We start from the raw sequence: 23274 nt of genomic DNA on the forward strand, positions 1-23274 counted from the left end.
TTATGCATTGCATGATTGTTACCAGTTTTTCCAGCGTCCCTCTGGATCAACACTTGCAAGTCTAACCCATCCATTTTGAACTTTTTCTCGAAATGTGAAATCATTATTTAGCAAACGTTCTATATATTGACTAGGCGCTTGAATTACAATTAGTAAACGAAGTGGTGAATGATACGTCTCACTATCTGACTGCATAACGGATTGCCAAGGTAAGCCCGGCAACAAATCACTTGCATTTCCCTGCATAACACCGAGACCCGCCGTTACGGTTTGGGTTGTTTTGTTTCCACTACCATAATAATGAGGAGCTACAGTTGAAGCGTAATATTGTAGATTTATCCACTGAGCTACTGTTCCTGGTCCTGCAATAATGTTAGCTAATATATCGCCACTTTCATCCTGTTTCCAATCATAATTATGGAGGAAAGCCCTACCGTCTAAGTCACAATCCTGAGTTAATTCTCGTTGCCCGATAATAAAAGATGCATTACGAGCTAATCCCCATTCTGGACGTATTTCACTCCAATCTTCTGCAAATCGATGTGCCTCTTTACTCGCATTTTTTATTTTCGTTTTAAAATTTGGTAATTGCGTTAAACGCTCTCTATTTGCATGTTGGCTCACATTCGGCATAATCGACTCGATACAATCAAATGCTTCTTGCGCAGTTTCCGAAAGTTCTGGGACGTAAATCCATTCCAATTCATCCACTGTTGTTTTATGTTCAGCTGCTGCAAAAATGGTGTCCTCAGGAATTTTAATACCTTCAGCAGACAACGCCTCTCTCACTTCTGGAAGATTACATAAAGTAGCGAAAACTCTTGCATTAAACCCTCCCGCTGCTCCGCCACACGCACCACACTCAAGCGCTGCAGCATAAGGATTGTTCGTACTTTGACTACTGTGGCCGCACATGACAACTAAAGGAGCGAAACCTTCTGTTAATCCCACCATTTTTAAAGCTTGACGCACATAGTTCACTTTTTCTTCTTTAGTAAAACCGATAGGTATCTCACCCTTTGTGTCATGAACATGATTAAGCGAGAATGTTGTATCAGGTTTTTGTAACATAGTTTTACGAAGGTTACGAATGAAACCACCAACTCCTCTTGGGACAAAACTTCTTGTCACCATCTGTAGACCAAGTAAAGGACCACTTAACTCAGGTAGCGCCATACTTGTCAGTACGTTCTGTTTCATCGTTTTAAATGTATAACGTACCGAACTGCCTACCCTCTTACGTTGCTCATAAGATTTAAGTTCATTTTCATTTGTGAGCTCTTTTATTTGATGTTTCGGTTTGAGTATAACTGGCAAAGAAGGATGGTTGTTATTACTACCTAGTTCACTAGTTGCAATTGGTAATCCAAAGAAACCAGCTATTCCAAATGTTTCAAACGGACCTAATTTTTCAAGGTGGCGACGAAACGGTTCTGACCGTACATCAATACAGAATGCCAATTGAGCTAATACACGCTTTTTATCATCGGTTGCACGTTGTTTAGAAGCAATCTTCTCCCTTAATTGCTCTGCATGCGTTTGTTCCCAAGCTTCCAGCCAAAGTTTTCTGCGAATATTTTCATCAAAACGATAAGCGAATACTAATAATTCACTTTGTTCAGCAGCAGGCATTTGTAACCATTCCCGTGTTGAAATATTCCCCCAATAGATCCAAGAAGCTATAAGTGGGACAATCGAAACTTTTTTCTCAACCTTTTGATGTTTTAAAAGTAAATAAGGTTTTGCAATAGCCAGCTCCATAGAAATTCGAACTGCTAAATATTCTATGAGAAGTTCCTGTTCCTGAATTGATTGTTGTGAGCGCCATCGTATCATTCCTGCCCACCCAGGCAAAGAAAGCAAGTGCCCTTCAAGGTAAGATTGTATGTTAGATTCAGAAATTCCTAGTTCAGATAATGCTCTCGCTAAAGCTACTTCGGCATCTTGTGGCCAATCTTTTAAAACTTTACGCTCATTTTTACTGAGCGCTGGATCAAATTTAATAAGGTGTTGCCATGCACGATAAAAACCTTTCTCTCGATTTGGCATCGTCCAACTTGATCCGGAGTCATCAAGATATAATTTACACCATTTAATGATATGATAATTAAGAACATCAGATAGGTTTTCACTATTTTGATTCTCTATAAGCGAACTTATTGGCTGCATAACAGACGCTTTCATACTTGCTGTATTTATATAACTCATTTCTTCTGCCAATTTATTTACTTCTGGCGATGATAATAGACTAGAAGGTAATTTTTCTAACTTTAAAGCTGCTTGGCAAAATCGCTCTGCTTTCTCTCGCGGAATATGAAAAGATTGTGAATCCAGCCAACGAGACAAACTCATTTGTAAAAATGATTCCTCAATCTCACCTTTTGCTTTTGCCGAATGAATCATGGAAGCACTAGGATAAATATCCACATTACGAGCTTCTTTTAACCAATTTGCGACTTGTTCAAATGATTGCTTTTCAAGTCCCATCCAAGGGTGGTGAGCTGCAAACGTCGAGATAGGCCAAAGTGGTGCAATAACTCGGCTAGCAGATGCAACGAAATCATTTATATTATTTTCTTGCATATCAATGTTTGTATCTTTCTTTAATATTGACGGTATGCTCATCACGAATTACCTCCCTTTGATACATAATGTTTCAGATAGCTTGGGTGACTTTCTACTGACTTTCTTCTCGCCTCACCTACTCGAACTAACCAAAGATAAAGTACAGCGAATAAAGCAGAAGATTGATGACGAGTAACGAAAGTACTAATAACACTACTAAATAGTAAAATACATATAACAAAGATAACGGCTGGAGCTGAAGGTTGAACACTTTGATAAATATCAGTATGCAACCATTTATAAAGAGAATTATGAACAGTAAAGTAAATGAGAGAAAATCCAATCAAAACAATTAAGCCAGCAATTCGTCCCATTCTTCCCTCTCCAAAAACAACAAGCTGTTTCCATGAAAAGTATAGTGACCATCCTAAGATTAACGCACTAACTAGTTGATACCCCTCTCCAGAAGTCATAAACCAGAAAGTAATTGCTATAAATAATCCTAAAACACGTCCAACTATACTCCACAAATTGGACATCTTTTCATTAGACTGATTCACTACCCCAAAACGTTGCACTGAAGAACCAGCTTGTAAAAATAGTGTAGCTTTAAACAAACCATGTAAAATTAAATGAATAACAGCTGCTAAATAGGCGCCTAATGCACATTGAATAAGCATAAATCCCATTTGTGCAATAGTTGAACCTACTAGCTGACGTTTATAATCAACTTGGACTAAACTAATTCCTGTACCTATTAAGACAGAAATACTAGAGAAAATTAGTAAAATTATTTGTGCAATATCATCATGAAAAAGAGGTGAAAATCTAGTTAACATGATACCGCCAGCATTTACTAAACCCGCATGCATAATAGCAGAAACAGGAGTTGGAGCAACAGCAGACTCAATTAACCATCTTTGAAAAGGCCATTGTGCTGCTGGAATCATCACAGCTAATATAATTAATAAGTTAATTCCTGTTCTCTCCAATGTTCCATGTAGCGCTACATTTTCATTCGTTAAAACTGATGTTAACTGCCACTGTCCTGTTACTTGAAAAAGCCAAATGATAGCTGATAGTAAGGCAATCCAACTTATTGTAAATAAATAGCCAGAGATTTTAGTTGCTTCACTAACTACTTTCCAACCTTTATTTAGCCCTATGAGTAGAACCAATCCTATAAGCGTTGCTCCCCAACAAATGAGCATTAAACGAAGATCATCACTTAACCATGCAACCGAAGATACACCTGTAGTAAATGTAAAAAGTGCAAAGTATTTTCGATATGAGTGATCCCCCATTAAGTAACGTACAGAGAAACGCTGAATGATTAAACCAATTGTAAGAACAAAGAAAGCCATTAACCAAGCTAAAGTATCTAGATGCCAAGGCCCCACAACTCTATCTCCATTGTTATTAACAAGTGCGAGTAAAGAAACCAATGAAGGTAAAGCAGCGATACCAATATGGATATGAACAAAACGTAAAGGTACCCTTGCATGTAAAAACAATAATCCACTTAGCCAAGAAGCACTAAGCGCCATAAAAAATAAAGTTAACAGTGTTGATGAACTCAGCGAAATTAACATGTTAAATACTCCCTTCTAAGCGAAAATAGCCTATAAAAATTCCTTTTAATTACGATAGTTTTTTAGATTTCAATTTTCATTCACTCTTTTTAGTGCATCGTTTTTTCCCATAAAAAAAAACCGACAACTTCCATAATTCAATGATTTTATATCATCATTGAATTATGGAGATTGTCGGTTTCACTTCAACTAACTTCAATAAAGTTTTTTGAAGAGCTCCCATTTTATAGAGGATAGTAATGTATGTATTACTCCTATTAAAAATAACAGTATATCTCTGATCTCCTAGATTATGCAATCAATATATCAATTTATGTTATGCGCTATCTTTCAATTAAGAAACTTTTTCATTTAGTCAATATTACATATTAAAAAAATGCTAAAGCCTTAATTATAGCAAACAGTTAAAATAAGCATCTATTAATTTTTTAAAACAATTATAAGATAAACTATATTAAGCAGTTTGTCAATTTATTTATCAGTTTTTTTGAACGTTATTCCAATTAAAATTCAGTATACGTAAATAATTTCAAGTTTTTAATTATTATTATGTTAATAAATTTAAATAAAGTGCAAAACTTTTAGGTTTCTTAATTATCTCCCACTAACCCTACGATGGTTTTAATTTTTAAAATTTTTCCTCAAGATTATTAAACAATTTAAAAATCATTACTCGTTCACCAGTGCGGGAGCTTATATCCGTATGAAAGCTTTTCACTTTTTCTTCAGTTAATTCTAGTATAATCTCTTTCAAATCTTCAATTCCAGATTCAACTAGCTCCGAACGATTTTTCTTTATCGTTAGCATACCGTCTTTTGTTTCGCAAACCGTATATTCAGCCGGCGTTAAAATACCTTGTAGATTTACGATAATCATATCCCTTAATATATCTGTCTTAACGGATATAGACCCGCGTCCTAGGTAGTCCTTTTCCCAGTGAGTAATTGCTTTGCTTATCTCTGATTCAATAGAGCCTTTTGAGTTTTTCATCTTTGTATCCTCCTTCAATAAAATGTAATTACATTTATAATTACAATAACAATATAATAATCTGGATTGATTTTATTTTCAATTATTGAGAAGAATTTATAGGAATCGTTGTCATGTATCCTTTAATATTAAAGTGAATTTTCATATTGTAATATACGTTTTTTTACTATCCCAAACAAAATACTCTTACTATAAAGACTCTGTTGCATACATTTCTAAAAAGGACATTCCGGAGAAAATAAGGAAACTCTTGTAACGTAATATACAAACGAAAAAGCCGATTTCTTTATAAAATAAGAAATCGACTTTTGGCTTAGTTATGGATTTAGTAATGGAAAACACCTTTTTAAAATAATTATGTTTATACTATAGACGTTGATCTTTCTGGAAGTTTAGTTGAAAATGATCCGCTTCATTGTATACCCCGAATTCATATCCTTTTTCCTTATAAAATTTAATAATTTCCGGAAGCGCTTGTAATGTCTGTGGTTTTTCATGCATTAGAACTACTTCCACATCTTCTGTTGTTGTACGCTTTACATTTTCTATAATTTGCTGTGGGTTACCTTTTAATTTCCAATCATTTGAATCTATCGTCCAATCCCAAACTTTTATTCCTGCTTCTACAATTTTGTTACGAATGTCCTGCCCCTTTAATCCTGGTGCAGATCCGTATGGGGGACGGACTAGTTTAGGAGTTGTACCTGTAATATTATGAATAAGAGCTAACGTTTCTTTCATCTCCGTTACAAATTGTCCTTTTTTGTATAGCTTATCACTATTATGTGTCATACTATGTGCACCAATATAATGTCCTTCTTTTACTGCTCGTTTTACATTTTCCTGAAAACCAGTATTCTGTAAATTGCTACCTTGCATAAAAAATGTCGAAGCAACATGTTGCTCTTTTAGTACATCTAAAAATTTGCCAGTTAATTCGCTAGGACCGTCATCAAATGTTAAATAAACAACCTTTCCTACTGGTTTTCCATCAGCTCTTTTCTGTTTTGCCAGCGATGTGTCCTCTTTCTTTCCTTGTTGTTGCGTATTAGCTAGCTTAATACTTTCATTAGCTACCCCTTTCGCTGGGATAGAGTTCCATTTCCCTATTAAAAAGAACGTGAAAAAGGTCGTTGCTAAAACAATTCCTAGAGATAGTATTGCCTTAGTTACTACACTTGTTTTTTTCTTATTTTGTGATTCTTTCATTATGTTTCGATCCTTTCCCTACTCATTTTCATATTCATTATTTATGCAGCTAAACATTAACTTCAGCTGATATTTACAATAAATAGATTAATAGAGGAAGGTGAAGATAAAATGCAGATAATGTCGAAATTAGTTAAAGAATAGCCTATTACATCCACTCTTTAAAAAAATATTTGTTTCTCTACTACAGTTAAATTTGAAAACTGGATATACATCCAAAATAAAAAATACTACTCTTTCTAAATAACATTTTCACATCAAGATAATAGCATACCGGTATAAAGATAAAATACAGAGATGGCCGTACTATTGAAATTCTATTATAATTTTGTAATTGGAATTCATTTGAACCAAATGAAGAACTAGAAGAAATATTATTATGTGGAGGTACTCCGATGAACCTTGTAATTAGAGAGTTAGAAACAAATGATTTAGATAATCTCCCAGAGATTGATGACAGTTTTATAGTGAATGCTCGGTTAATTCTTTCTCTTTCCAAAGGAAATAGACGCATAGAATATACAGTAGAAGACGTTCCAAGTTATGAAAAAAGTTATTTACAAAATCAAGATGATAATGAAGAACTGGCTTACAATGAATATATAAATAAACCTAATCAAGTCATTTACATAGCTCTGTTACATAACCAAATCATTGGATTAATGGTATTGAAAAAGAATTGGAACCACTATGCTTACATAGAGGATATAACGGTAGATAAAAAATATCGTACAATCGGAGTTGGCAAAAAATTAGTTGATCAAGCAAAGCAGTGGGCAAAAGAAGGAAATATGCCAGGTATCATGCTTGAAACGCAAAATAATAATGTTGCAGCATGTAAATTTTATGAAAAATGTGGATTTGTAATTGGTGGGTTTGATTTTCTTGTTTATAAAGGTTTGGATAAGACAAGTGATGAAGTTGCAATTTATTGGTATATACATTTCAAATGATAATAGTTTATAACGTAAAAAACTCAAAATAAAACCCCAATTTCTCTATATTAAAATCGAGAAATTGGGGTTAAGTTATTTAAAACAAATAACTAATTAATAATCCTGCTGACAACAAGAAGCCGAAAATCGTATTTGTCATCGCTGTTGATTTCATTGCGATGCGCATATATCCAGGATCCTTTGCCCCTTTTTGGAAACTTCGAATCGCAGAAATTGGCTTTCGCAAACCTAAGAACATAACTAATGCCCAAGGGCTTATATAACCCATTAATACAATTACGGCAATCCATAAATACGCAATGAAAAAGGCTACCGCTAGTGTTACCACAGCTTTTTCTCTCCCAAGGAGGATTACTAATGTCTTTCTTCCACCTTTAATATCTTCTTCGATATCTCGGATGTTATTTGACATATTGATTGCACCTACTAAAATTCCAATTGGAATGGAAATCAATACACTTTCAATCGTTACAGTATTCGTTTGAATAAAGAAAGCAATGAGTACAAAACATGTCCCCATTAACAACCCAGAAACTAATTCTCCAAACGGGGTGTACGCAATTGGTAATGGACCGCCTGTATATAAATAGCCAACTGCCATTCCAATTAAACCGATGACGACTAACCACCAGCTGCTATTCATACAAATATAAACTCCAATAATTGCTGCTACGACATATAATAAAAGCGCAACTGTTAACACATTTTTTGGCTTCAATCCATGACGGACAATTCCGCCACCGATGCCAACAGATTCAGCAGTGTCTAATCCACGTTTGAAATCATAGTACTCATTAAATAAGTTCGTTGCTATTTGCAGCGCTAAACATGCAAGCATCATCGCAATAAATAAAAGCCAATCAATTTTGGCAACATAAAGTGATGCCACTGTCCCTAAAATTACAGGAGAAAACGTCGCCGTTAATGTATGCGGGCGCGTCATCTTCCATATTAATTTAGCGGAACTAATTTCCTTTTCATTCCCCATAACTCTGTTCAATCTCCCTACATTTGAAGTATAAATTACTAGCAGTATCTTTCTATCTATTTCCTGCCACGCATCCATTCATTATAGCAATAAATGATTATCCTTTCTAACAAATCAACTTTTAATAAAGTAAAATTTATAAAATGAAACTTTACCATCTTCACATAATATTCTGTATTACTCCTAAGAGTGGTTTTAAAGCGATGCGATAAGTAAATGAAATACATAATAAAAAAGAGCCAATCTCCAACACAATAGAAGATTGGCTCTTACCTTTATTTATTCCCCTGTTTCAGAAAATCGCTTTATACGTTCACCGATTTCATCACGAACACGTTGAAATTCAGACCACTCTTTTCCTGCTGGATCATCAAATTCCCAGTGAACACGATTCACATGCGGCGGAGTAGATGGACAGACAGCATCTGCATGACTACAAAGTGTAACGACTAAATCAGCACTATTTAAAATGTTTGCATCAATTATATCTGATGTTTGATTTGTTATGTCGATATTTACTTCGTTCATTGCTTTAATAGCATTTGGATTTACTCCGTGTGCCGCGATTCCTGCAGAATATATATTCCACTTATCTCCTAAATATTGTTTACCCCACGCTTCTGCCATTTGGCTTCGGCATGAATTTCCTGTACATAAGAAATAGATTGTTTTTTTGTTTTCCATGTTGTTTTCCGCCTTTGTTTTTAAATTATATTAGTTGATCTTTAAAATATTTACGCTTAAACCAAAAAGCGACGTTTACAAGTGCAATCATTACAGGTACTTCAACTAAAGGACCGATAACAGCAGCGAATGCTGCGCCCGAATGAATACCAAACACACCAACCGCTACAGCAATCGCTAACTCAAAGTTATTACTACCTGCTGTAAATGCTAACGTTGTTGTTACCGGATAGTTTGCACCAATTTTTCTTCCCATAAAGAAAGAAACAAAAAACATTACAATAAAATAGATTAATAACGGAATCGCTATTCTTACCACATCTAGTGGCACGCTAACAATCATCTCTCCTTTTAAAGAGAACATAACGATGATCGTAAATAGCAATGCAAGTAATGTAAGTGGACTAATTTTAGGTATAAACACCTTTTCATACCACTGTCTTCCTTTTAACTTAACTAGTACAAAGCGTGTCAACATACCTGCTATAAAAGGAATTCCCAAATAGATAAATACTGATTTTGCTACTTCTATCATTGTAATATCGACAATAGCACCTTCAATCCCTAACCATTCTGGAATTACAGTTACAAATACGTATGCATAAACTGAGAAAAAGAGCATTTGAAATACCGAATTAAAAGCAACTAAACCTGCCGCATACTCTTTATCCCCATCAGCAAGATCGTTCCAAACAATTACCATTGCAATACAACGTGCTAACCCAATCATAATGAGACCAACCATGTATTCTGGTTTATCAGGAAGAAAAATAATTGCTAACACAAACATAAGTACCGGACCAATAATCCAATTTTGTACTAAAGATAGCACTAACACTTTTACATCTTTAAATACTCGGCCCATTTCCTCATAGCGAACTTTCGCTAACGGTGGATACATCATTATAATTAATCCAACAGCAAGCGGAATAGACGTCGTTCCAACCTGTAATGTATTCAGTCCGTCTACTACACTAGGGAACACAAACCCTAAACCAATCCCAACAGCCATCGCTAGAAAGATCCATAGTGTTAAATATCGGTCTAGAAAAGATAAACGTTTCATTTTATTTTCCATCTCCTATTAACAGCAAGAATTTTTAACTATCTCATTTGAAGTCGTGCAACAAGATGGATCTTCTATTTTATGAACATCACTATCTGCTTTTGTATAAAAGAACTCCCACTCATTACCATCGGGATCCGTTACCCAAAACTTATCTTGTACTGCATAGCAACAAGTCGTATCCATCTCATCACGCGCAAAGAAACCTTCTTTTTCTAATCGTTCTTTATGTAATGTAATTTCTTCAGCTGTATCCACTTGGAAACCAAAGTGATTTACTTGATTTCCCTTCACTTCATCTCGCACGTTCAGCGTGAAATTAAGTCCTGGCGTCTCTAATAAAAATTTTGCATAATCTGTTTTCACTTTAACTGGTAATACACCAAATACTTTTTCATAAAATTCAATAGACTTCTCTAAATCCGTAACGTTTATACCGACGTGAACATATCTCATACCTTATTCCTCCTCTTTACATGTCATTAATCAAGTTTTTTTGATTAATATTACAAAATTTTAACAACAACTACCTTTCCCTGTTTTTCTAAAGATACAGCACAATTCTTCTGATAATAAATTATCCACTTCCGCATCATTTAAATCATAATAACTCCACGTACCTTTTGTTTCTTTTACAATCAAACCTGCATCTAATAAAATTTTTAAATGATATGATAATTTAGATTGCGTCATTTCAAAAACTTCTGTTAAATCACATACACACGTCTGTCCTCGCTGGCAAAGTTCATACATGATTTCTAAACGTTTCTGATCCGCCAACGCTTTAAACTTTTTCTCATAGAGCTGAAAATTTTGTGCCACTGTAGTTCACTTCCCTTCATCAACTTTTTTTGATATTTATAGTATATACGTAGATGAGTTCTATATGCAACTTATTAATCAAGTTTTTTTGATTTATCTAAAAAACTTCCTCGCATCATATCTTTGTTACAATTAAAAAAGACCATAACCTTTTCAAAAATGAAAAACTACGGTTCTTTTTACAACTTAATAGTTACAATATTTCCGAGAAATGGAGTCTCTATAACTATTTTAAATTTTAATTTGATCATTATAGAGTAGTGCCCCCTCACCCTCAATCTAAGAAAAACAAATACCCCAAAATGAGAAAAATCGATATAACTCTTTCGCAAATAAAGATAACTCTTGTTTTTGGTACATATTCATAAAAAGCACGTCACCCTTTCTCATTAACATAAGAGAATAGTAACGTGCTTTTAATTTCAAAAATAGTCTAAGATGGTTGTGGGACGGGACCCCCATAAGAACGTTATCTAAGATTGTATGAGAGGTGTTAGTTCCATTCCAATGGCCTCAGCCGGCGATTAACTCAAATACCGATTTCGGATGACCCCCATGTGATGAAGTTCGTGTCCTGCGATGCCATACGCGAGGGCGCGCACCGTAATGCTTAGGTTGTTGGCTGTGCCCTTGCGGGTCCACGCCTCCGCCGGTAGCCCGCGCAGCAATGTAATCGTTGATTGCCGTATGGCCCGGTAGTCTTCGGCCAATTGCGCGGTTGTCCAGCTTCCGAAAGGAGGTATGAACAATTCCTGATCGAAACCAGTCAGAGGTGTCTGGTCCCCTCTTGCGAACCGGAGCAGGCGGTAGGTCATGACGCGTTCCGCGTCTGCAATGTGGCCCACGACTTCTTTCAGCGTCCATTTCCCTTCCGCATACCGATATGCGGCCTGGCTTTCGGTCAACGATGCCAGGAGCTCGGTCATTTGCTTTTCCTGGGCGAGCAGAATATCGATGATGTTACCGTCCGGCACCAAACGGATATATTCGCCGGAGCTCCCGGCATTTTCTACTTCTAACGGTCTTTGATTCATGCGTAGTCACCTCTTTATGTAGATATAGAAAATTATAGCACTCGTCTATGTCTAATAAATTCGCGAAATAATAGAACTTCCCTTCTAATAATTGAGGATAAGCAACTATTTAGTCAGTCGCCACACTATCCTGATTCGTTAGCACAATAAGCAATGCTAATCAATAATGCATAAAAATTAGAAGTTATACAATATTTCAAAGTTATTAACATATATTAGATTATTCCGAAATATATATAAATACATTTTGTCGAAACTATTAAAAAGGGAGAATTTCTCTAGCTGGAGAATTAATAATTGTGTTACCAATATGTAAAAATCTCAATTTAAAATTAAAGGAGAACAAAATGGGACAAATAATTGTATCGATGTACCTCTCACTAGATGGTGTCATGGAGGAACCAGCTTGGACTGCTCCATACTTCAATGAAGAAGTAGCAAAGTTTCAATCCGATTTACTGTTTGAAAGTGAAGCGCTTCTACTAGGACGAGTAACCTATCAAGGTTTTGCAGCTGCCTGGCCTTCTATGACTGATGAAGAGGGTTTTGCTGATAAGATGAACAGCATACCTAAATTTGTTGCTTCAACAACTTTGGAAAAAACCGAATGGAATGCAAATCTTATCAAGGGTAATATTGTAGAAGAAATATCGAAACTGAAGGAACAGCCCGGTCAGAACCTTTTAATTTATGGTAGTGGTGAACTTATACAAACATTGATGCAACATGACCTCATTGATGAATATCACTTTATAATCAATCCCGTTATCGTAGGGAGCGGAAAGCGTCTCTTTAAAGACCAGAGTAATACAAAAGCATTAAAACTTATAGAAACAATAACGACCAATTCAGGTGTCGTTATTCTTTCCTATCAGCCGGAGAAAAAAGAATAATTATTGATAAATTATATAAAAAAAGATTGACTCTTTCAAATCAGGAAAAGTTAAAAATAACTTCCAATAACGAGAATAATGTAAATAAGCTGTCCATGTAGACAGCTTATTGTTTTTTTGCTTAGCGTGCAAAATTCGCGTCTTGTTGGCGGGACCCCATCGCTATCAAGCTAAGAAAGGTAAATGCCCCCAGAACGAGATTTTGTGCTAACTTGTAGCAAAAAATCTCATTTTTTCGTTTTGGGGTAATTCTGAACTCTTAAGTTGATGGGCATGTATGGTGATCCCTGATAGCCTTTTTATCCAGATGTATTCGTTTCATGAGCAAAATTACTTTACAAAAATCCTCTACAGTTAAAGTTTAGTCCCTGACATACATCAACGCTCATAATCATAAAAAGACTGCAGTTGTTATACTGCAGCCTTTCAAATGTTTAATCCATTTTTTAATCTATCCTCTAATTAACCTAGATATGCTTTTTGCAATGCCTCTAGACCATCTTTATAAATTCCATGGAATAGATTAATTGCCTCTTCATCAGTAACCTCTACAGGAGTGAAGCTACCAGACCATTCAACTAATGATGTGTTAGCATCTTTCCCTTCTTTAACATGGATTGTAGATAAATAATTAGTTACAGGGAATGGCGCTTGCATAATTGAATATGTGTAATTGCGCTCTTTCTCATTAAATGCTTCTAAACGCTCTACGATTGTATCGCCATCAGGATTAGCTAAATGACGTACACGTCCGCCCTCAGTTACTTTACTACTTGGAATATAAGGTAACCAATCTGGAAGTGCATCAAAACCTCCAATTAATTGCCATACTTGTTCTGGTGAAGCAGGAATTTCAATAGATGTAATAGTACTTGCCATTTTCATTACTCTCCTTTTTATTTAACGTTAGTTGGTAGTGGTGCGTTAGGTGCTACTAATTTTTGTTCGCGCATTTCTTCCCAGAATGCTGCTGGAATTACTGTTTTCAATGCAGCTTGATCTTCTGCAATTCGTTCCGGTTTAGTTGCACCAGGAATAACAGCTGCAACTGCTGGGTTAGCTAATGCAAATTGTAAAGCAGCAGCTTTAACACTAATTCCATGACGATCTGCAATACCTTTAATTTTATTAACTTTTGCAATCATTTCTGGTGATGCTTTTTGATATTCGAAGTGAGTACCTCCAGCAAGAACACCTGAACTATATGGGCCACCAGCAACAATATCCATATTGTGTTTTACAGCTGCAGGCATTACTCGTTGCAGTGCACGCTCATGATCTAATAATGAATAACGACCAGCTAGTAAAGATACATCTGGTTTCGCTTCTTCTAAGTCCAGCATAAGTTCAATTGGTTCTACTCGGTTTACTCCAAGTCCCCAACCCTTAATTACGCCTTCTTCACGTAAACGAGTAAGCGCACGGAATGCTCCTGTTCTAGCAGTTTCAAAATGTGTAAGCCACTCATCACCATAAAAATCTTGCGCTATATCATGAATAAAAACAAAGTCTAAACGATCTGTTTGTAGACGTTTCAAACTGTCTTCAATAGAACGAAGAGCTCCATCTGCGCTATAGTCAGGGATGATTTTATTCTTACGACCAAACTCGAATAATCCACCTTTTTCTCCTAAATCACGTGCAGCTGGATCTTCCAGTTCATCCGAAATAATTCGACCTACTTTTGTACTTAAGAAGTAATCATCACGATTTCTTTTTGACAGTGCCTCACCAAGACGAATCTCCGATAATCCTGCACCATAAAATGGAGCTGTATCAAAGTAACGAACGCCACTTTCCCAAGCTGCATCTACTGTTGCCATTGCTTCTTCTTCCGGAATATTACGATACATATTACCTAGTGGTGCCGTACCAAAACCAAGTGTACCTTTTAATAAATCTTTCATTTAAAATCTCCTCCTAAAATATATTAAAAAATGATTAATGAATATAAATTAATGTGAAAAGGCATGACCGATCAAAAGCACTATAAAAGGTTTGAACAGTCACAGAAGCATGCACTTCAAAGTACGACAGTTATAAAAAATAGAATAGATACTTTTTAATACTGTATTTCTCAATTGCTCCTTACACATGCTATTATGATGTGTATTTAACATAATGAAAAGTACGCACTTTAAAGTATTATAGACACTAAAAAGTATCATAGTAACTTTTTAGTATCGTACTACTCGTTTGCCTCTTACATATGTTATTATGGAACATGTTTAAAACAATAAAAAGTACGTACTTTAAAGTGATATAGATACTAATAAGTAACAATTGTATATTTCAACTAGTTTAGCTCAAAAATAAAATTATGTAAGGAGATTTTATATGAAAAAATACATTATTCCTGTGGAGGCAACTTTAGAAGTTATCGGTGGGAAATGGTAAGTTGTTATACTTTGTCATTTAAAAAAAGACAAAAAAAGAACGAGTGAATTAAAACGTTTAATGCCTGGTATTACACAAAAAATGCTCACGCAACAGTTACGTGAGCTAGAAGAAGATGGTGTAATTCAAAGAAAAGTATATGACCAAGTACCTCCTAAAGTAGAATATTCTTTAACTGAGTATGGCTGTTCTCTAAATACTAGACTAGACTCTTTATGTACTTGGGGAGAATGTCATCTTGAAAAGCATGGGAACACGTCTATGCTCAATGCAAAAGGAGAATAGTAAAAAAGAAAAAACGAGCTAAATTCACATAAATAACTGTAGAGAAATAACAATTTTATTTTGGGAGTACTTTAAAATCTTAGCTTGATGGTGATGGGGTAAAGTCACATTGCCATCAACCTAAGAAAACAGTTCACCCCCAAAACGATAAATAAGCTTTTTCGTTACAAGAAATCCTAAAAATTTCGTTCTGGGGGTGTAATAAAACTTTGGGTTGATGGGCATGTGTCTGTGCCCCTAATTTAAGATGATGTCGTACTTCCTCTTAAATCAGATCCGACTATACTTATTCTAACTTTCTACCTGTTAATAAACTTTACAACAGAACCCTAATTTGCAAGCTGGCGGAACAAATCGAAATATCATGCTTTCCCATCAAATAACAAACAGCAACAGTACTTTAAATTTAATTCTTAGGATATCGCTCTTTTACAAGTTCTTCGATGTTAATAGCTTTTTTAATTTCTTCTGATGATAACCAAGGTGTATATCTTGTTCCATTCTTAGTTTGTAAGTATATCTGAAATTTTTTATTATATAGTTCTTCTTTAAGGATTGTGGTTATCTTGATTAAATCTTTAATTACAAGGGGATTATTTTCAAATTCATTACTACCGGTATTAATAATTAAATTCACCTTATATCCTCTAACATCCATATATTCCAAATTCGCATAAGTAACACCTTGTAATTCAAAACGATTGTTTTGAATTGCAATTAATCTCTCTTCTATTTTTGTATGATTTTTAATCCAATTTTCCAAATAAATGTCTATCGTATTGTTCATCGTTTTTTTCATTGTTAATAACAGCTCTTCTTTTGTTATCATTTTTTGCACATTTTTAAAAGGTCCACCTAAAGATTTTCCATTATAATCCTTAATTTCAAGTTCTGTTATCTTTTTATTATTTTTCTGGATGAGTTGAAATAGAGTATATAAACGATCTAATTCTACTGATTCAAATTGGCTAAAGTCAATCTCGTTACTCATTTGCAAAGTTAGTAATAATTCATTAGTTGGTTTTCCTTCATCTGACCTTCTATCCTCTGACAAATATTGAAGAGTGTTATCAGTTTTAGTTTCCACGTACCCTAACTTTTTTATTTCTTCTAGAGTTGGTTGGAATTTCTGATATGCCTCATATGTTTTTTTTCCATATTTGTATTCATCACTTTTTATGGATGAATAGAAGAGACCATCTACCTCTACTCGAAATTGAATATTTTTATTATTCTTTACTTGCACAGTATGGTATGCATGTCCCATATTATTTTCATTTAAAGGGCTCATATGTGTTACAACAACATCGATTCCGTGTTTTTCTTTTATATATTTTTGTACCTCATCTTCATTAACTTGATTACAACCACTTAAAAATATGAAACATACTACTAGCAATATTACATTTTTCATGCTTTTCATATAAGCACTCCCTACGTAAGGTTAATTATTGAATATGCAGCACACTGCAAAGCACTCTTTCCTTAGTCGTATACTTGAACTTTTATATAGTGTGAATCTTAAATCATTTAAGTTCTTGACGTTCCCATCTATACTGCTTGGAACATTACTGTCTTAAATATATAACTTATTTGTTTCAAGGTCTTTCTCAGTTCTAAAAGCATATGGTTCATTGGGCAAATATCTAAATTGTACATTCATACCATGAGACCTATTTTACTATAAAATAATGAAAAAATACGCTATTCTTTCTGTAGAATCATAGGAAAGGATGGCGTTTTTTATGTCTGTTTCTGTGTCTAACGAATTACAACTATTTGCTCAAGAGATTCAAAGTGCCCTATCTCCAAATGCCTTACGAAATCTTGCTAGAGATGGTGGCTTTGTACAACGAACCAGTAAGTACCGAGCAAAAGATTTAGTCGCTTTATGTATATGGATGAGTCAAAATATCGCTACAACCTCTTTAGCTCAGTTATCTAGCTGTTTAGAAGCATCAACAGAAGTACTCATCAGTCCGGAAGGACTGAATCAAAGGTTTAATAGATCAGCCGTTCAATTTTTACAACACATATTGACTAACCTTCTAAATAAAAAACTAACTTCATCTATGCGAATTTCTTCTCCATACACCTCTGTTTTCAAGCGTATTCGTATTTTAGATTCAACTGCATTTCAACTTCCAGATCTTTTTTCTTTTGTTTATCCAGGTGCAGGAGAATGCAGCCATACAGCGGGAGTAAAGATACAGCTTGAGTATGATTTATTAAGTGGACAATTCCTTCATATTCATACAGGTCCAGGTAAACAACATGATCGAACCTACGGTTCTTTGTGTGTCCCAACTGTGGCAGCGAATGATCTATGTATCCGAGATTTAGGGTATTTTCATTTGAAAGATCTTCAATATATACAAGATCAAAAGGCTTACTATATCTCTCGTATCAAATCGAATACACGTATTTATCAAAAAAATCCCAATCCTGATTATTTTCAAGATGGCAGAATCAAGAAAGGTACAGAGTATATCCAAATAGATATGGAGGTTGTAATGAACTCTCTTCAACCAGGACAAACATATGAAATATCCAACGCTTATGTAGGAATGACGGATAAAGTCCCAACTCGTGTGATTATTCATCGACTAACAAAAGAACAACAACAAAAACGATTACAAGATCAAACGGTAAGAGAAAAAAAGAAAGGAATGAAGTATTCTGCTCGTAGTAAACGACTTAGCGGTATCAATGTATATATGACAAATACCCCTACAGATATTGTCCCGATGGGGCAGGTGCATGATTGGTATTCTTTACGTTGGCAAATCGAGATTTTATTTAAAACGTGGAAATCATTCTTTCATATTCATCATTGTAAAAAGATAAAACGAGAACGATTGGAATGCCATTTGTATGGAAAACTGATTGCCATTCTACTCTGTTCTTCTACCATGTTTCAAATGCGGCAATTACTTCTTATGAAAAAGAAACGAGAACTGAGTGAATATAAGGCCATATATATGATTAAAGATTACTTTCTTCTTCTTTTCCAAGCTATACAGAAAGACACCCAAGAGCTATCAAAGATTCTAATTCGCCTGTTCAACCTCCTACAGCAAAACGGGAGAAAATCTCATCGATATGAGAAGAAAACAGTCTTTGATATATTAGGTGTCGTTTACAATTGTACCATGTCTGATAATCAAGCGGCTTAATTCAAAAAAATGAAACCCGTTAGGGTTTATTTCGTATGCAAATCTTCAAATTCCTTACACATAACCTTTAGAAAAAAGAAACACTCTCTACTATAATTGACGTTGTATGAGCTTAGCTTGATAGCGATGTGGCGGTACCCCATCGCTATCAAGCTAAACTTCTGAAATATCCCCAAAACGAAAATTTCATCCTTTCATAGTTGTCCATAGGATCTTAGGGTGATTTTCATTTTTGAGAAGAATACATTTCTCAAATTGATGGCAATTATGGAGGGGTAAAAATAATGTTACGATGTTTATAAAAAATATGCGAAGAAATATGTTAATAGATTTTTTAATAATATTCATATAAAATACTATTTTGACTTAGATTAAACTTTGTTTCAAACAAACATTAAAATTTATTTTAAAGAAAGGGAAATATGGTAGAAAATGAAAGCAAACATTAAAATTATTGAAAAGCTTAAAGAAGAATCTTGTACCTTCTACATTCACAAAGTAACATCTTTTATTCTAGATATGGTATCAACACTAGAGAATAGTTCTGATAACTATTTAATAGTTAATTCTACTCACAAAGGTGAACAAGAAAAAATTTCTTGCTCAACTGTTATTTATTTGGAATATCTTGAAAGGAAAATTTTTGTTTATACAAAAGAAAATATATTTGAGATAAAAAGTCCTTTATATAAATTACAATCTGAACTTCCATATAACTTCATTAGAATTTCAAAAACTATAATTATCAATATTCATTTTTTAAACAAATTCTCCGCTAAAGCAAACGGAAATTTGGAAGCATTGCTTTCAAACAGAGAAAAAGTAATTGTGTCAAGAAAATATGTTTCTTCATTAAAAAAACAGCTAAAAAAACATTCCCAATAACCACTTATGTATTGATTTTTACCATTTATGTTTAAAAGTATTTCTTTATATCTCCTTTGATGTAAATATTAATAAAAACAAAGGAGGATATACAATGTATACTATGATTAAAGAAGTATTTATAAGAACTCCATTATGGGTATGGATATTATTATTCATTTTAATAAAAAGGGGTATTGCTATTTCTCAAGAAAGACCAATTAATTTATCTAAAATGTTCCTTGTTCCCATGATTTTTATGATATGGGGGTTAGATAAAATTATCACTAAATTTTCTTACTTAGGATATTGTTTAATAAGTTATACAATTTTCATTCTTCCAGGCATTTTGATTGGATATTTGTTATATGCAAAATATCAAATTTTTTTCAAGCAAGAGACGGTTACTTTCAGGAAGAAATGTTACCTTCCATTAATAATTATATTGATTAATTTCTTTGTAAAATATGTCTTAAATGTAACTTTAGGAATTTATTCATCATTTTATAATAATATTTCGTTTAATATAATTTATTCTGCCATAAGTGGACTATCTGTAGGGTTATTTTTTGGAGGAATATTCTACACATTTTATATACAATCAAAATTAAATAAACTTATCTTAAAATCATAAAAAAAGAAGGGAAAGACTTTATTGAAACTAAAAAATCGACTGTATACAGGTTTAGGAACTGGTTCATTTATATACATGATAGTTTTGCTATCAAGAAACAATAATATATCTATTACACAAGCTGAGATAATAAGTGTTCTTATAATCTCAGCTTGTGCAGGCATTTTTACATTCATTTTTGATATTGAAAGAATCAGCTATTTGTTCGCCTTGGTAATCCATTTTTTCATGATGATTATAGTTGTCTTTCTTATATCTACATATAACCATTGGATAGAAATATTCCCAACTGCTGATTTTCTTGAGAGTATAGTTTTGATATATGCATTTTCTTGGTTAATATCATTTTTAAATACAAAAAAAGATGCTAAAGAATTAAATATGTTACTAAAAAATAAGAATAACATTTAAAGTGTCCTTCTATACGAGGCTGCTGCATCGATATTAAATTAGCAAAAAAATCCCCCCGAAATTTAAAAATACGCTATTCTTTCTATAGAATCATAGGAAAGGATGGCGTTTTTGTATGTCTATTTCTGTATCTGATGAATTACAACTATTTGCTCAGGAGATTCAAAGATTTTTATCTCCAAATATCTTACTAGATTTTGCTAGAGATGTCGGTTTTGTACAACGGACCAGTAAATACCAAGCAAAAGATTTAGTCGCTTTATGCGTATGGATGAGCCAAAATGTCGCTACAACTTCTTTAACTCAGTTATCTAGCTGTTTAGAAGCATCAACAGAAGTACTCATCAGTCCCGAGGGACTGAATCAACGATTTAATAAAGCGGCCGTTCAACTTTTACAACATGTATTAGCTGAACTACTAAACCATAAATTAACCTCATCTATGCCACTTTCTTCTCCATATACTTCTGTTTTCAAGCGTATTCGTATTTTAGATTCAACTGCATTTCAACTCCCGGATGTATTTTCATCGGTTTATCCAGGTGCAGGAGGATGCAGCCATACAGCGGGAGTAAAGATTCAGCTTGAGTATGATTTATTAAGTGGAAAGTTCCTACATATTCATACAGGTCCCGGTAAACAGCATGATCGAACCTATGGTTCTCTGTGTGTTCCAACTGTGGAACCAAATGATTTATGTATCCGTGATTTAGGGTATTTTCATTTAAAAGATCTTCAACATATACAAGATAAAAAGGCTTACTATATCTCTCGTATTAAATCTAATACACGTATTTATCAAAAAAATTGCAAACCTGATTATTTTCAGGATGGAAGAATAAAGAAAGGTACAGAGTATATACAGCTAGATATGGAGGTATTAATGAGCTCTCTCCAACCAGGACAAACATATGAAATATCCGATGCCTATGTAGGTATGAACGATAAAGTACCAACCCGTGTAATCGTTCATCGACTTACAGATGAACAACAAAAAAAACGATTACGTGATCAAGCTATACGAGAAAAAAAGAAAGGAATGAAGTATTCTCCTCGTAGCAAACGACTTAGTGGTATCAATGTATATATGACAAACGCCTCTACAAATATTGTCCCGATGGGACAAGTACATGATTGGTATTCTTTACGTTGGCAAATCGAGATTTTATTTAAAACATGGAAGTCATTCTTTCATATTCACCATTGTAAAAAGATAAAACGTGAAAGATTAGAATGCCATTTGTATGGGCAACTGATCGCCATTCTACTCTGTTCGTCTACTATGTTTCAAATGCGTCAATTACTTCTTATGAAAAAGAAACGAGAGCTGAGTGAATATAAGGCCATATATATGATCAAAGATTATTTTCTTCTTATTTATCAAGCCATACAAAAAGACACCCAAGAATTATCAAAGATTCTCATTCGCCTGTTCAACCTCCTACAGCAAAATGGGCGAAAATCTCATCGATACGAGAAAAAAACAGTCTTTGATATATTAGGTATCGTTTATAATTGTACTATGTCTGATAATCAAGCGGCTTAAATTCAAAAAAGGAAACCCTTTAGGGTTTATTTTGTATGCAAATCTTTAAAATTCCTACGCATAGCCTTCAGCAAAAAGAAACAGCCTCTACTATAATTGATGTTGTATGAGCTTAGCTTGATAGCAATGTGGCGGGACCCCATGCCCATCAACTTAAGAATTTTATAACAACCCAAAACAAAAAGTCATGAGCTAACTTTCAGGGGGCACCTCAAACGAGCCCATGACTTTTTATATGCTATATCACAAATAATCTGGGAATACTTTACAGACCTTTTCTTGCTCCATATCATGTCCAAAGAAAATAATCGGATTTTCTTTCTTAACAACATCTTTTAAACGTTTTATTGAAGATAAAGCTAAATCCGAATCAAATCCAGCAAACGGTACTTCATTTTCAAAGTTTTCTTTCGTATATGATGCATCAATAGTTAGCAACACTGGACCTGATTTTTCCGTCTCAATTAATAATGACTGATGCCCTGGCGTATGTCCCGGTGTATATATTAATTGCACACCTGGCACTACTTCATAATCCCCTTCAATGATTTTATAGTTTAAATTCGGCAATATACATTCTTTCAAATATTCCTCTCTGTGGAGTGCTACCTCATATTCAGCACGCTGTACAATAATTGGTGTATTTGTAAAAACGCCATTTCCTCCTGCATGATCAAAATGCAAGTGAGAACTAATGATATAAAGAAGATCATCTGGCTCATATCCGGCACGCTTTAAAATATTTATGATCCTATCGTTCTCATTCATTTTAGGTAAAACTTGTCCTTCAACAAATGTACCTTTAAAAAGATTCTCATTATTAAGAGCACTTTCTGGCATACCTGTATCTACTAAAATAAGTCCCTCTTCTGTGTCCAAAAGATAGCACCAAACAGGTAAGTTTAGTAGTTTACCCGGTGTAAGTGTACCATTAACTGAAGAATGATCCAACATACAACGACCTGCTGGGAGGAAATAAAGCTTCTTTACTGTCATTATGTATCCACCTTTACAAATAATTTAGGATAAAACATTACAATATAATATTTCGCTTATTAGAAATAAACTCCTTCTCACCTTTCATTATTTCAACCATTATTTTTTCAATTGTTCACAACTTTTCTTTACAAATTCAGTGATACTGGAAAGCCTATGCAGGAA

21 protein-coding genes and 1 pseudogene are annotated in these 23274 nt (G+C 34.1%); 8 read left to right on the forward strand and 14 right to left on the reverse strand.

Features of this window, described 5'->3' with window-relative positions; translation table 11 throughout:
• Positions 1-18: 18 nt before the first annotated feature.
• The 4 genes from QCI81_RS02700 to QCI81_RS02715 all read right to left on the reverse strand — a co-directional run bounded on the left by QCI81_RS02700 (position 19) and on the right by QCI81_RS02715 (position 6357).
• The gene (locus QCI81_RS02700; RefSeq protein WP_071731962.1) at positions 19-2625 is read right to left on the reverse strand and encodes a DUF2309 domain-containing protein; all 2607 of its coding nucleotides are present in this window, start codon (positions 2623-2625) and stop codon (positions 19-21) included.
• On the reverse strand, positions 2625-4157 hold the full coding sequence (locus QCI81_RS02705) for an NADH dehydrogenase subunit 5 (protein WP_071731961.1): 1533 nt from the start codon (positions 4155-4157) through the stop codon (positions 2625-2627). The genes QCI81_RS02700 and QCI81_RS02705 overlap by 1 nt, the downstream gene beginning before the upstream one ends.
• A 628-nt stretch (positions 4158-4785) precedes the next feature.
• Positions 4786-5148, reverse strand: coding sequence for a Na-translocating system protein MpsC family protein (locus tag QCI81_RS02710; RefSeq protein ID WP_053564042.1), 363 nt, complete (start codon positions 5146-5148; stop codon positions 4786-4788).
• Between the two features lie 366 nt (positions 5149-5514).
• Positions 5515-6357 carry a polysaccharide deacetylase family protein gene (locus QCI81_RS02715; protein WP_071731960.1) on the reverse strand — a complete coding sequence of 281 codons (843 nt, stop codon included), beginning with the start codon at positions 6355-6357 and terminating at the stop codon, positions 5515-5517.
• A gap of 395 nt (positions 6358-6752) precedes the next feature.
• Here QCI81_RS02715 and satA point away from each other — a divergent pair, with 395 nt between their 5' ends.
• Complete coding sequence (satA, locus tag QCI81_RS02720; RefSeq protein WP_071731959.1) at positions 6753-7310, forward strand: streptothricin N-acetyltransferase SatA; 558 nt, start codon at positions 6753-6755, stop codon at positions 7308-7310.
• Positions 7311-7389: 79 nt separating this feature from the next.
• On the opposite strand, the gene menA is transcribed toward satA, so the two are convergent.
• The 6 genes from menA to QCI81_RS02750 form a co-directional block, all read right to left on the reverse strand.
• Complete coding sequence (gene menA, locus QCI81_RS02725) at positions 7390-8301, reverse strand: 1,4-dihydroxy-2-naphthoate polyprenyltransferase (protein WP_071731958.1); 912 nt, start codon at positions 8299-8301, stop codon at positions 7390-7392.
• Between the two features lie 279 nt (positions 8302-8580).
• Positions 8581-8985: an arsenate reductase (thioredoxin) gene (gene arsC / locus QCI81_RS02730; protein ID WP_071731957.1), complete on the reverse strand. Its 405-nt coding sequence runs from the start codon at positions 8983-8985 to the stop codon at positions 8581-8583.
• Positions 8986-9010: 25 nt separating this feature from the next.
• Entirely contained in the window at positions 9011-10051 is a 1041-nt protein-coding gene (arsB, locus tag QCI81_RS02735; protein WP_071731956.1) for an ACR3 family arsenite efflux transporter, read from the reverse strand.
• A gap of 18 nt (positions 10052-10069) precedes the next feature.
• Positions 10070-10507 (reverse strand): ArsI/CadI family heavy metal resistance metalloenzyme, encoded by a 438-nt coding sequence (locus QCI81_RS02740; RefSeq protein ID WP_071731955.1) that lies wholly within the window; start codon positions 10505-10507, stop codon positions 10070-10072.
• Between the two features lie 60 nt (positions 10508-10567).
• On the reverse strand, positions 10568-10873 hold the full coding sequence (gene arsR / locus QCI81_RS02745; RefSeq protein WP_071731954.1) for an arsenical resistance operon transcriptional regulator ArsR: 306 nt from the start codon (positions 10871-10873) through the stop codon (positions 10568-10570).
• A 524-nt stretch (positions 10874-11397) separates the two neighbouring features.
• Entirely contained in the window at positions 11398-11907 is a 510-nt protein-coding gene (locus QCI81_RS02750; protein ID WP_088859592.1) for a DinB family protein, read from the reverse strand.
• 347 nt (positions 11908-12254) lie between these two features.
• Here QCI81_RS02750 and QCI81_RS02755 point away from each other — a divergent pair, with 347 nt between their 5' ends.
• Positions 12255-12800, forward strand: coding sequence for a dihydrofolate reductase family protein (locus tag QCI81_RS02755; RefSeq protein WP_071731949.1), 546 nt, complete (start codon positions 12255-12257; stop codon positions 12798-12800).
• Positions 12801-13262: 462 nt separating this feature from the next.
• Here QCI81_RS02755 and QCI81_RS02760 read toward each other — a convergent pair whose 3' ends face one another.
• Positions 13263-13679, reverse strand: a complete 417-nt coding sequence (locus QCI81_RS02760) for an SRPBCC family protein (RefSeq protein WP_071724346.1) — start codon at positions 13677-13679, stop codon at positions 13263-13265.
• Positions 13680-13696: 17 nt separating this feature from the next.
• Complete coding sequence (locus QCI81_RS02765; RefSeq protein ID WP_071724345.1) at positions 13697-14707, reverse strand: aldo/keto reductase; 1011 nt, start codon at positions 14705-14707, stop codon at positions 13697-13699.
• A 430-nt stretch (positions 14708-15137) separates the two neighbouring features.
• Between QCI81_RS02765 and QCI81_RS02770 the strand changes: the two are divergent.
• Positions 15138-15482 (forward strand): annotated as a pseudogene (locus QCI81_RS02770) (winged helix-turn-helix transcriptional regulator).
• Between the two features lie 406 nt (positions 15483-15888).
• Here the strand turns inward: QCI81_RS02770 and QCI81_RS02775 are convergent.
• Positions 15889-16905: a hypothetical protein gene (locus QCI81_RS02775; RefSeq protein WP_071731948.1), complete on the reverse strand. Its 1017-nt coding sequence runs from the start codon at positions 16903-16905 to the stop codon at positions 15889-15891.
• A gap of 322 nt (positions 16906-17227) precedes the next feature.
• Here QCI81_RS02775 and QCI81_RS02780 point away from each other — a divergent pair, with 322 nt between their 5' ends.
• From QCI81_RS02780 to QCI81_RS02800, 5 genes are all read left to right on the forward strand, one after another.
• Entirely contained in the window at positions 17228-18658 is a 1431-nt protein-coding gene (locus QCI81_RS02780; protein WP_071731947.1) for an IS4 family transposase, read from the forward strand.
• A gap of 432 nt (positions 18659-19090) precedes the next feature.
• A complete protein-coding gene (locus QCI81_RS02785; protein ID WP_000646583.1) occupies positions 19091-19543 on the forward strand; it encodes a LytTR family DNA-binding domain-containing protein in 453 nt (150 codons plus the stop codon).
• A gap of 94 nt (positions 19544-19637) precedes the next feature.
• Complete coding sequence (locus QCI81_RS02790) at positions 19638-20156, forward strand: hypothetical protein (protein ID WP_071731946.1); 519 nt, start codon at positions 19638-19640, stop codon at positions 20154-20156.
• A gap of 21 nt (positions 20157-20177) precedes the next feature.
• Complete coding sequence (locus QCI81_RS02795) at positions 20178-20567, forward strand: DUF3021 domain-containing protein (RefSeq protein ID WP_000769224.1); 390 nt, start codon at positions 20178-20180, stop codon at positions 20565-20567.
• 115 nt (positions 20568-20682) lie between these two features.
• A complete protein-coding gene (locus QCI81_RS02800; protein ID WP_071731945.1) occupies positions 20683-22113 on the forward strand; it encodes an IS4 family transposase in 1431 nt (476 codons plus the stop codon).
• Between the two features lie 243 nt (positions 22114-22356).
• Here QCI81_RS02800 and aiiA read toward each other — a convergent pair whose 3' ends face one another.
• Complete coding sequence (gene aiiA / locus QCI81_RS02805) at positions 22357-23109, reverse strand: quorum-quenching N-acyl homoserine lactonase AiiA (protein WP_071731944.1); 753 nt, start codon at positions 23107-23109, stop codon at positions 22357-22359.
• Positions 23110-23274: the final 165 nt, after the last annotated feature.

This window comes from Bacillus cereus group sp. MG20 (assembly GCF_040459885.1).
Taxonomy (GTDB): domain Bacteria; phylum Bacillota; class Bacilli; order Bacillales; family Bacillaceae_G; genus Bacillus_A; species Bacillus_A cereus.

Bases quoted from the DNA above. Each gene is read 5' to 3' on its own strand.
- QCI81_RS02760 (WP_071724346.1), bottom strand. From the start codon at position 13,679: ATGGCAAGTACTATTACATCTATTGAAATTCCTGCTTCACCAGAACAA.
- arsC (WP_071731957.1), bottom strand. From the start codon at position 8,985: ATGGAAAACAAAAAAACAATCTATTTCTTATGTACAGGAAATTCATGC.
- QCI81_RS02715 (WP_071731960.1), bottom strand. From the start codon at position 6,357: ATGAAAGAATCACAAAATAAGAAAAAAACAAGTGTAGTAACTAAGGCA.
- satA (WP_071731959.1), top strand. From the start codon at position 6,753: ATGAACCTTGTAATTAGAGAGTTAGAAACAAATGATTTAGATAATCTC.
- QCI81_RS02790 (WP_071731946.1), top strand. From the start codon at position 19,638: ATGTATACTATGATTAAAGAAGTATTTATAAGAACTCCATTATGGGTA.
- QCI81_RS02710 (WP_053564042.1), bottom strand. From the start codon at position 5,148: ATGAAAAACTCAAAAGGCTCTATTGAATCAGAGATAAGCAAAGCAATT.
- QCI81_RS02755 (WP_071731949.1), top strand. From the start codon at position 12,255: ATGGGACAAATAATTGTATCGATGTACCTCTCACTAGATGGTGTCATG.
- menA (WP_071731958.1), bottom strand. From the start codon at position 8,301: ATGGGGAATGAAAAGGAAATTAGTTCCGCTAAATTAATATGGAAGATG.
- QCI81_RS02785 (WP_000646583.1), top strand. From the start codon at position 19,091: ATGAAAGCAAACATTAAAATTATTGAAAAGCTTAAAGAAGAATCTTGT.
- QCI81_RS02700 (WP_071731962.1), bottom strand. From the start codon at position 2,625: ATGAGCATACCGTCAATATTAAAGAAAGATACAAACATTGATATGCAA.
- QCI81_RS02800 (WP_071731945.1), top strand. From the start codon at position 20,683: ATGTCTATTTCTGTATCTGATGAATTACAACTATTTGCTCAGGAGATT.
- arsB (WP_071731956.1), bottom strand. From the start codon at position 10,051: ATGAAACGTTTATCTTTTCTAGACCGATATTTAACACTATGGATCTTT.
- QCI81_RS02780 (WP_071731947.1), top strand. From the start codon at position 17,228: ATGTCTGTTTCTGTGTCTAACGAATTACAACTATTTGCTCAAGAGATT.
- aiiA (WP_071731944.1), bottom strand. From the start codon at position 23,109: ATGACAGTAAAGAAGCTTTATTTCCTCCCAGCAGGTCGTTGTATGTTG.
- QCI81_RS02705 (WP_071731961.1), bottom strand. From the start codon at position 4,157: ATGTTAATTTCGCTGAGTTCATCAACACTGTTAACTTTATTTTTTATG.
- QCI81_RS02765 (WP_071724345.1), bottom strand. From the start codon at position 14,707: ATGAAAGATTTATTAAAAGGTACACTTGGTTTTGGTACGGCACCACTA.
- QCI81_RS02740 (WP_071731955.1), bottom strand. From the start codon at position 10,507: ATGAGATATGTTCACGTCGGTATAAACGTTACGGATTTAGAGAAGTCT.
- QCI81_RS02750 (WP_088859592.1), bottom strand. From the start codon at position 11,907: ATGAATCAAAGACCGTTAGAAGTAGAAAATGCCGGGAGCTCCGGCGAA.
- QCI81_RS02775 (WP_071731948.1), bottom strand. From the start codon at position 16,905: ATGAAAAGCATGAAAAATGTAATATTGCTAGTAGTATGTTTCATATTT.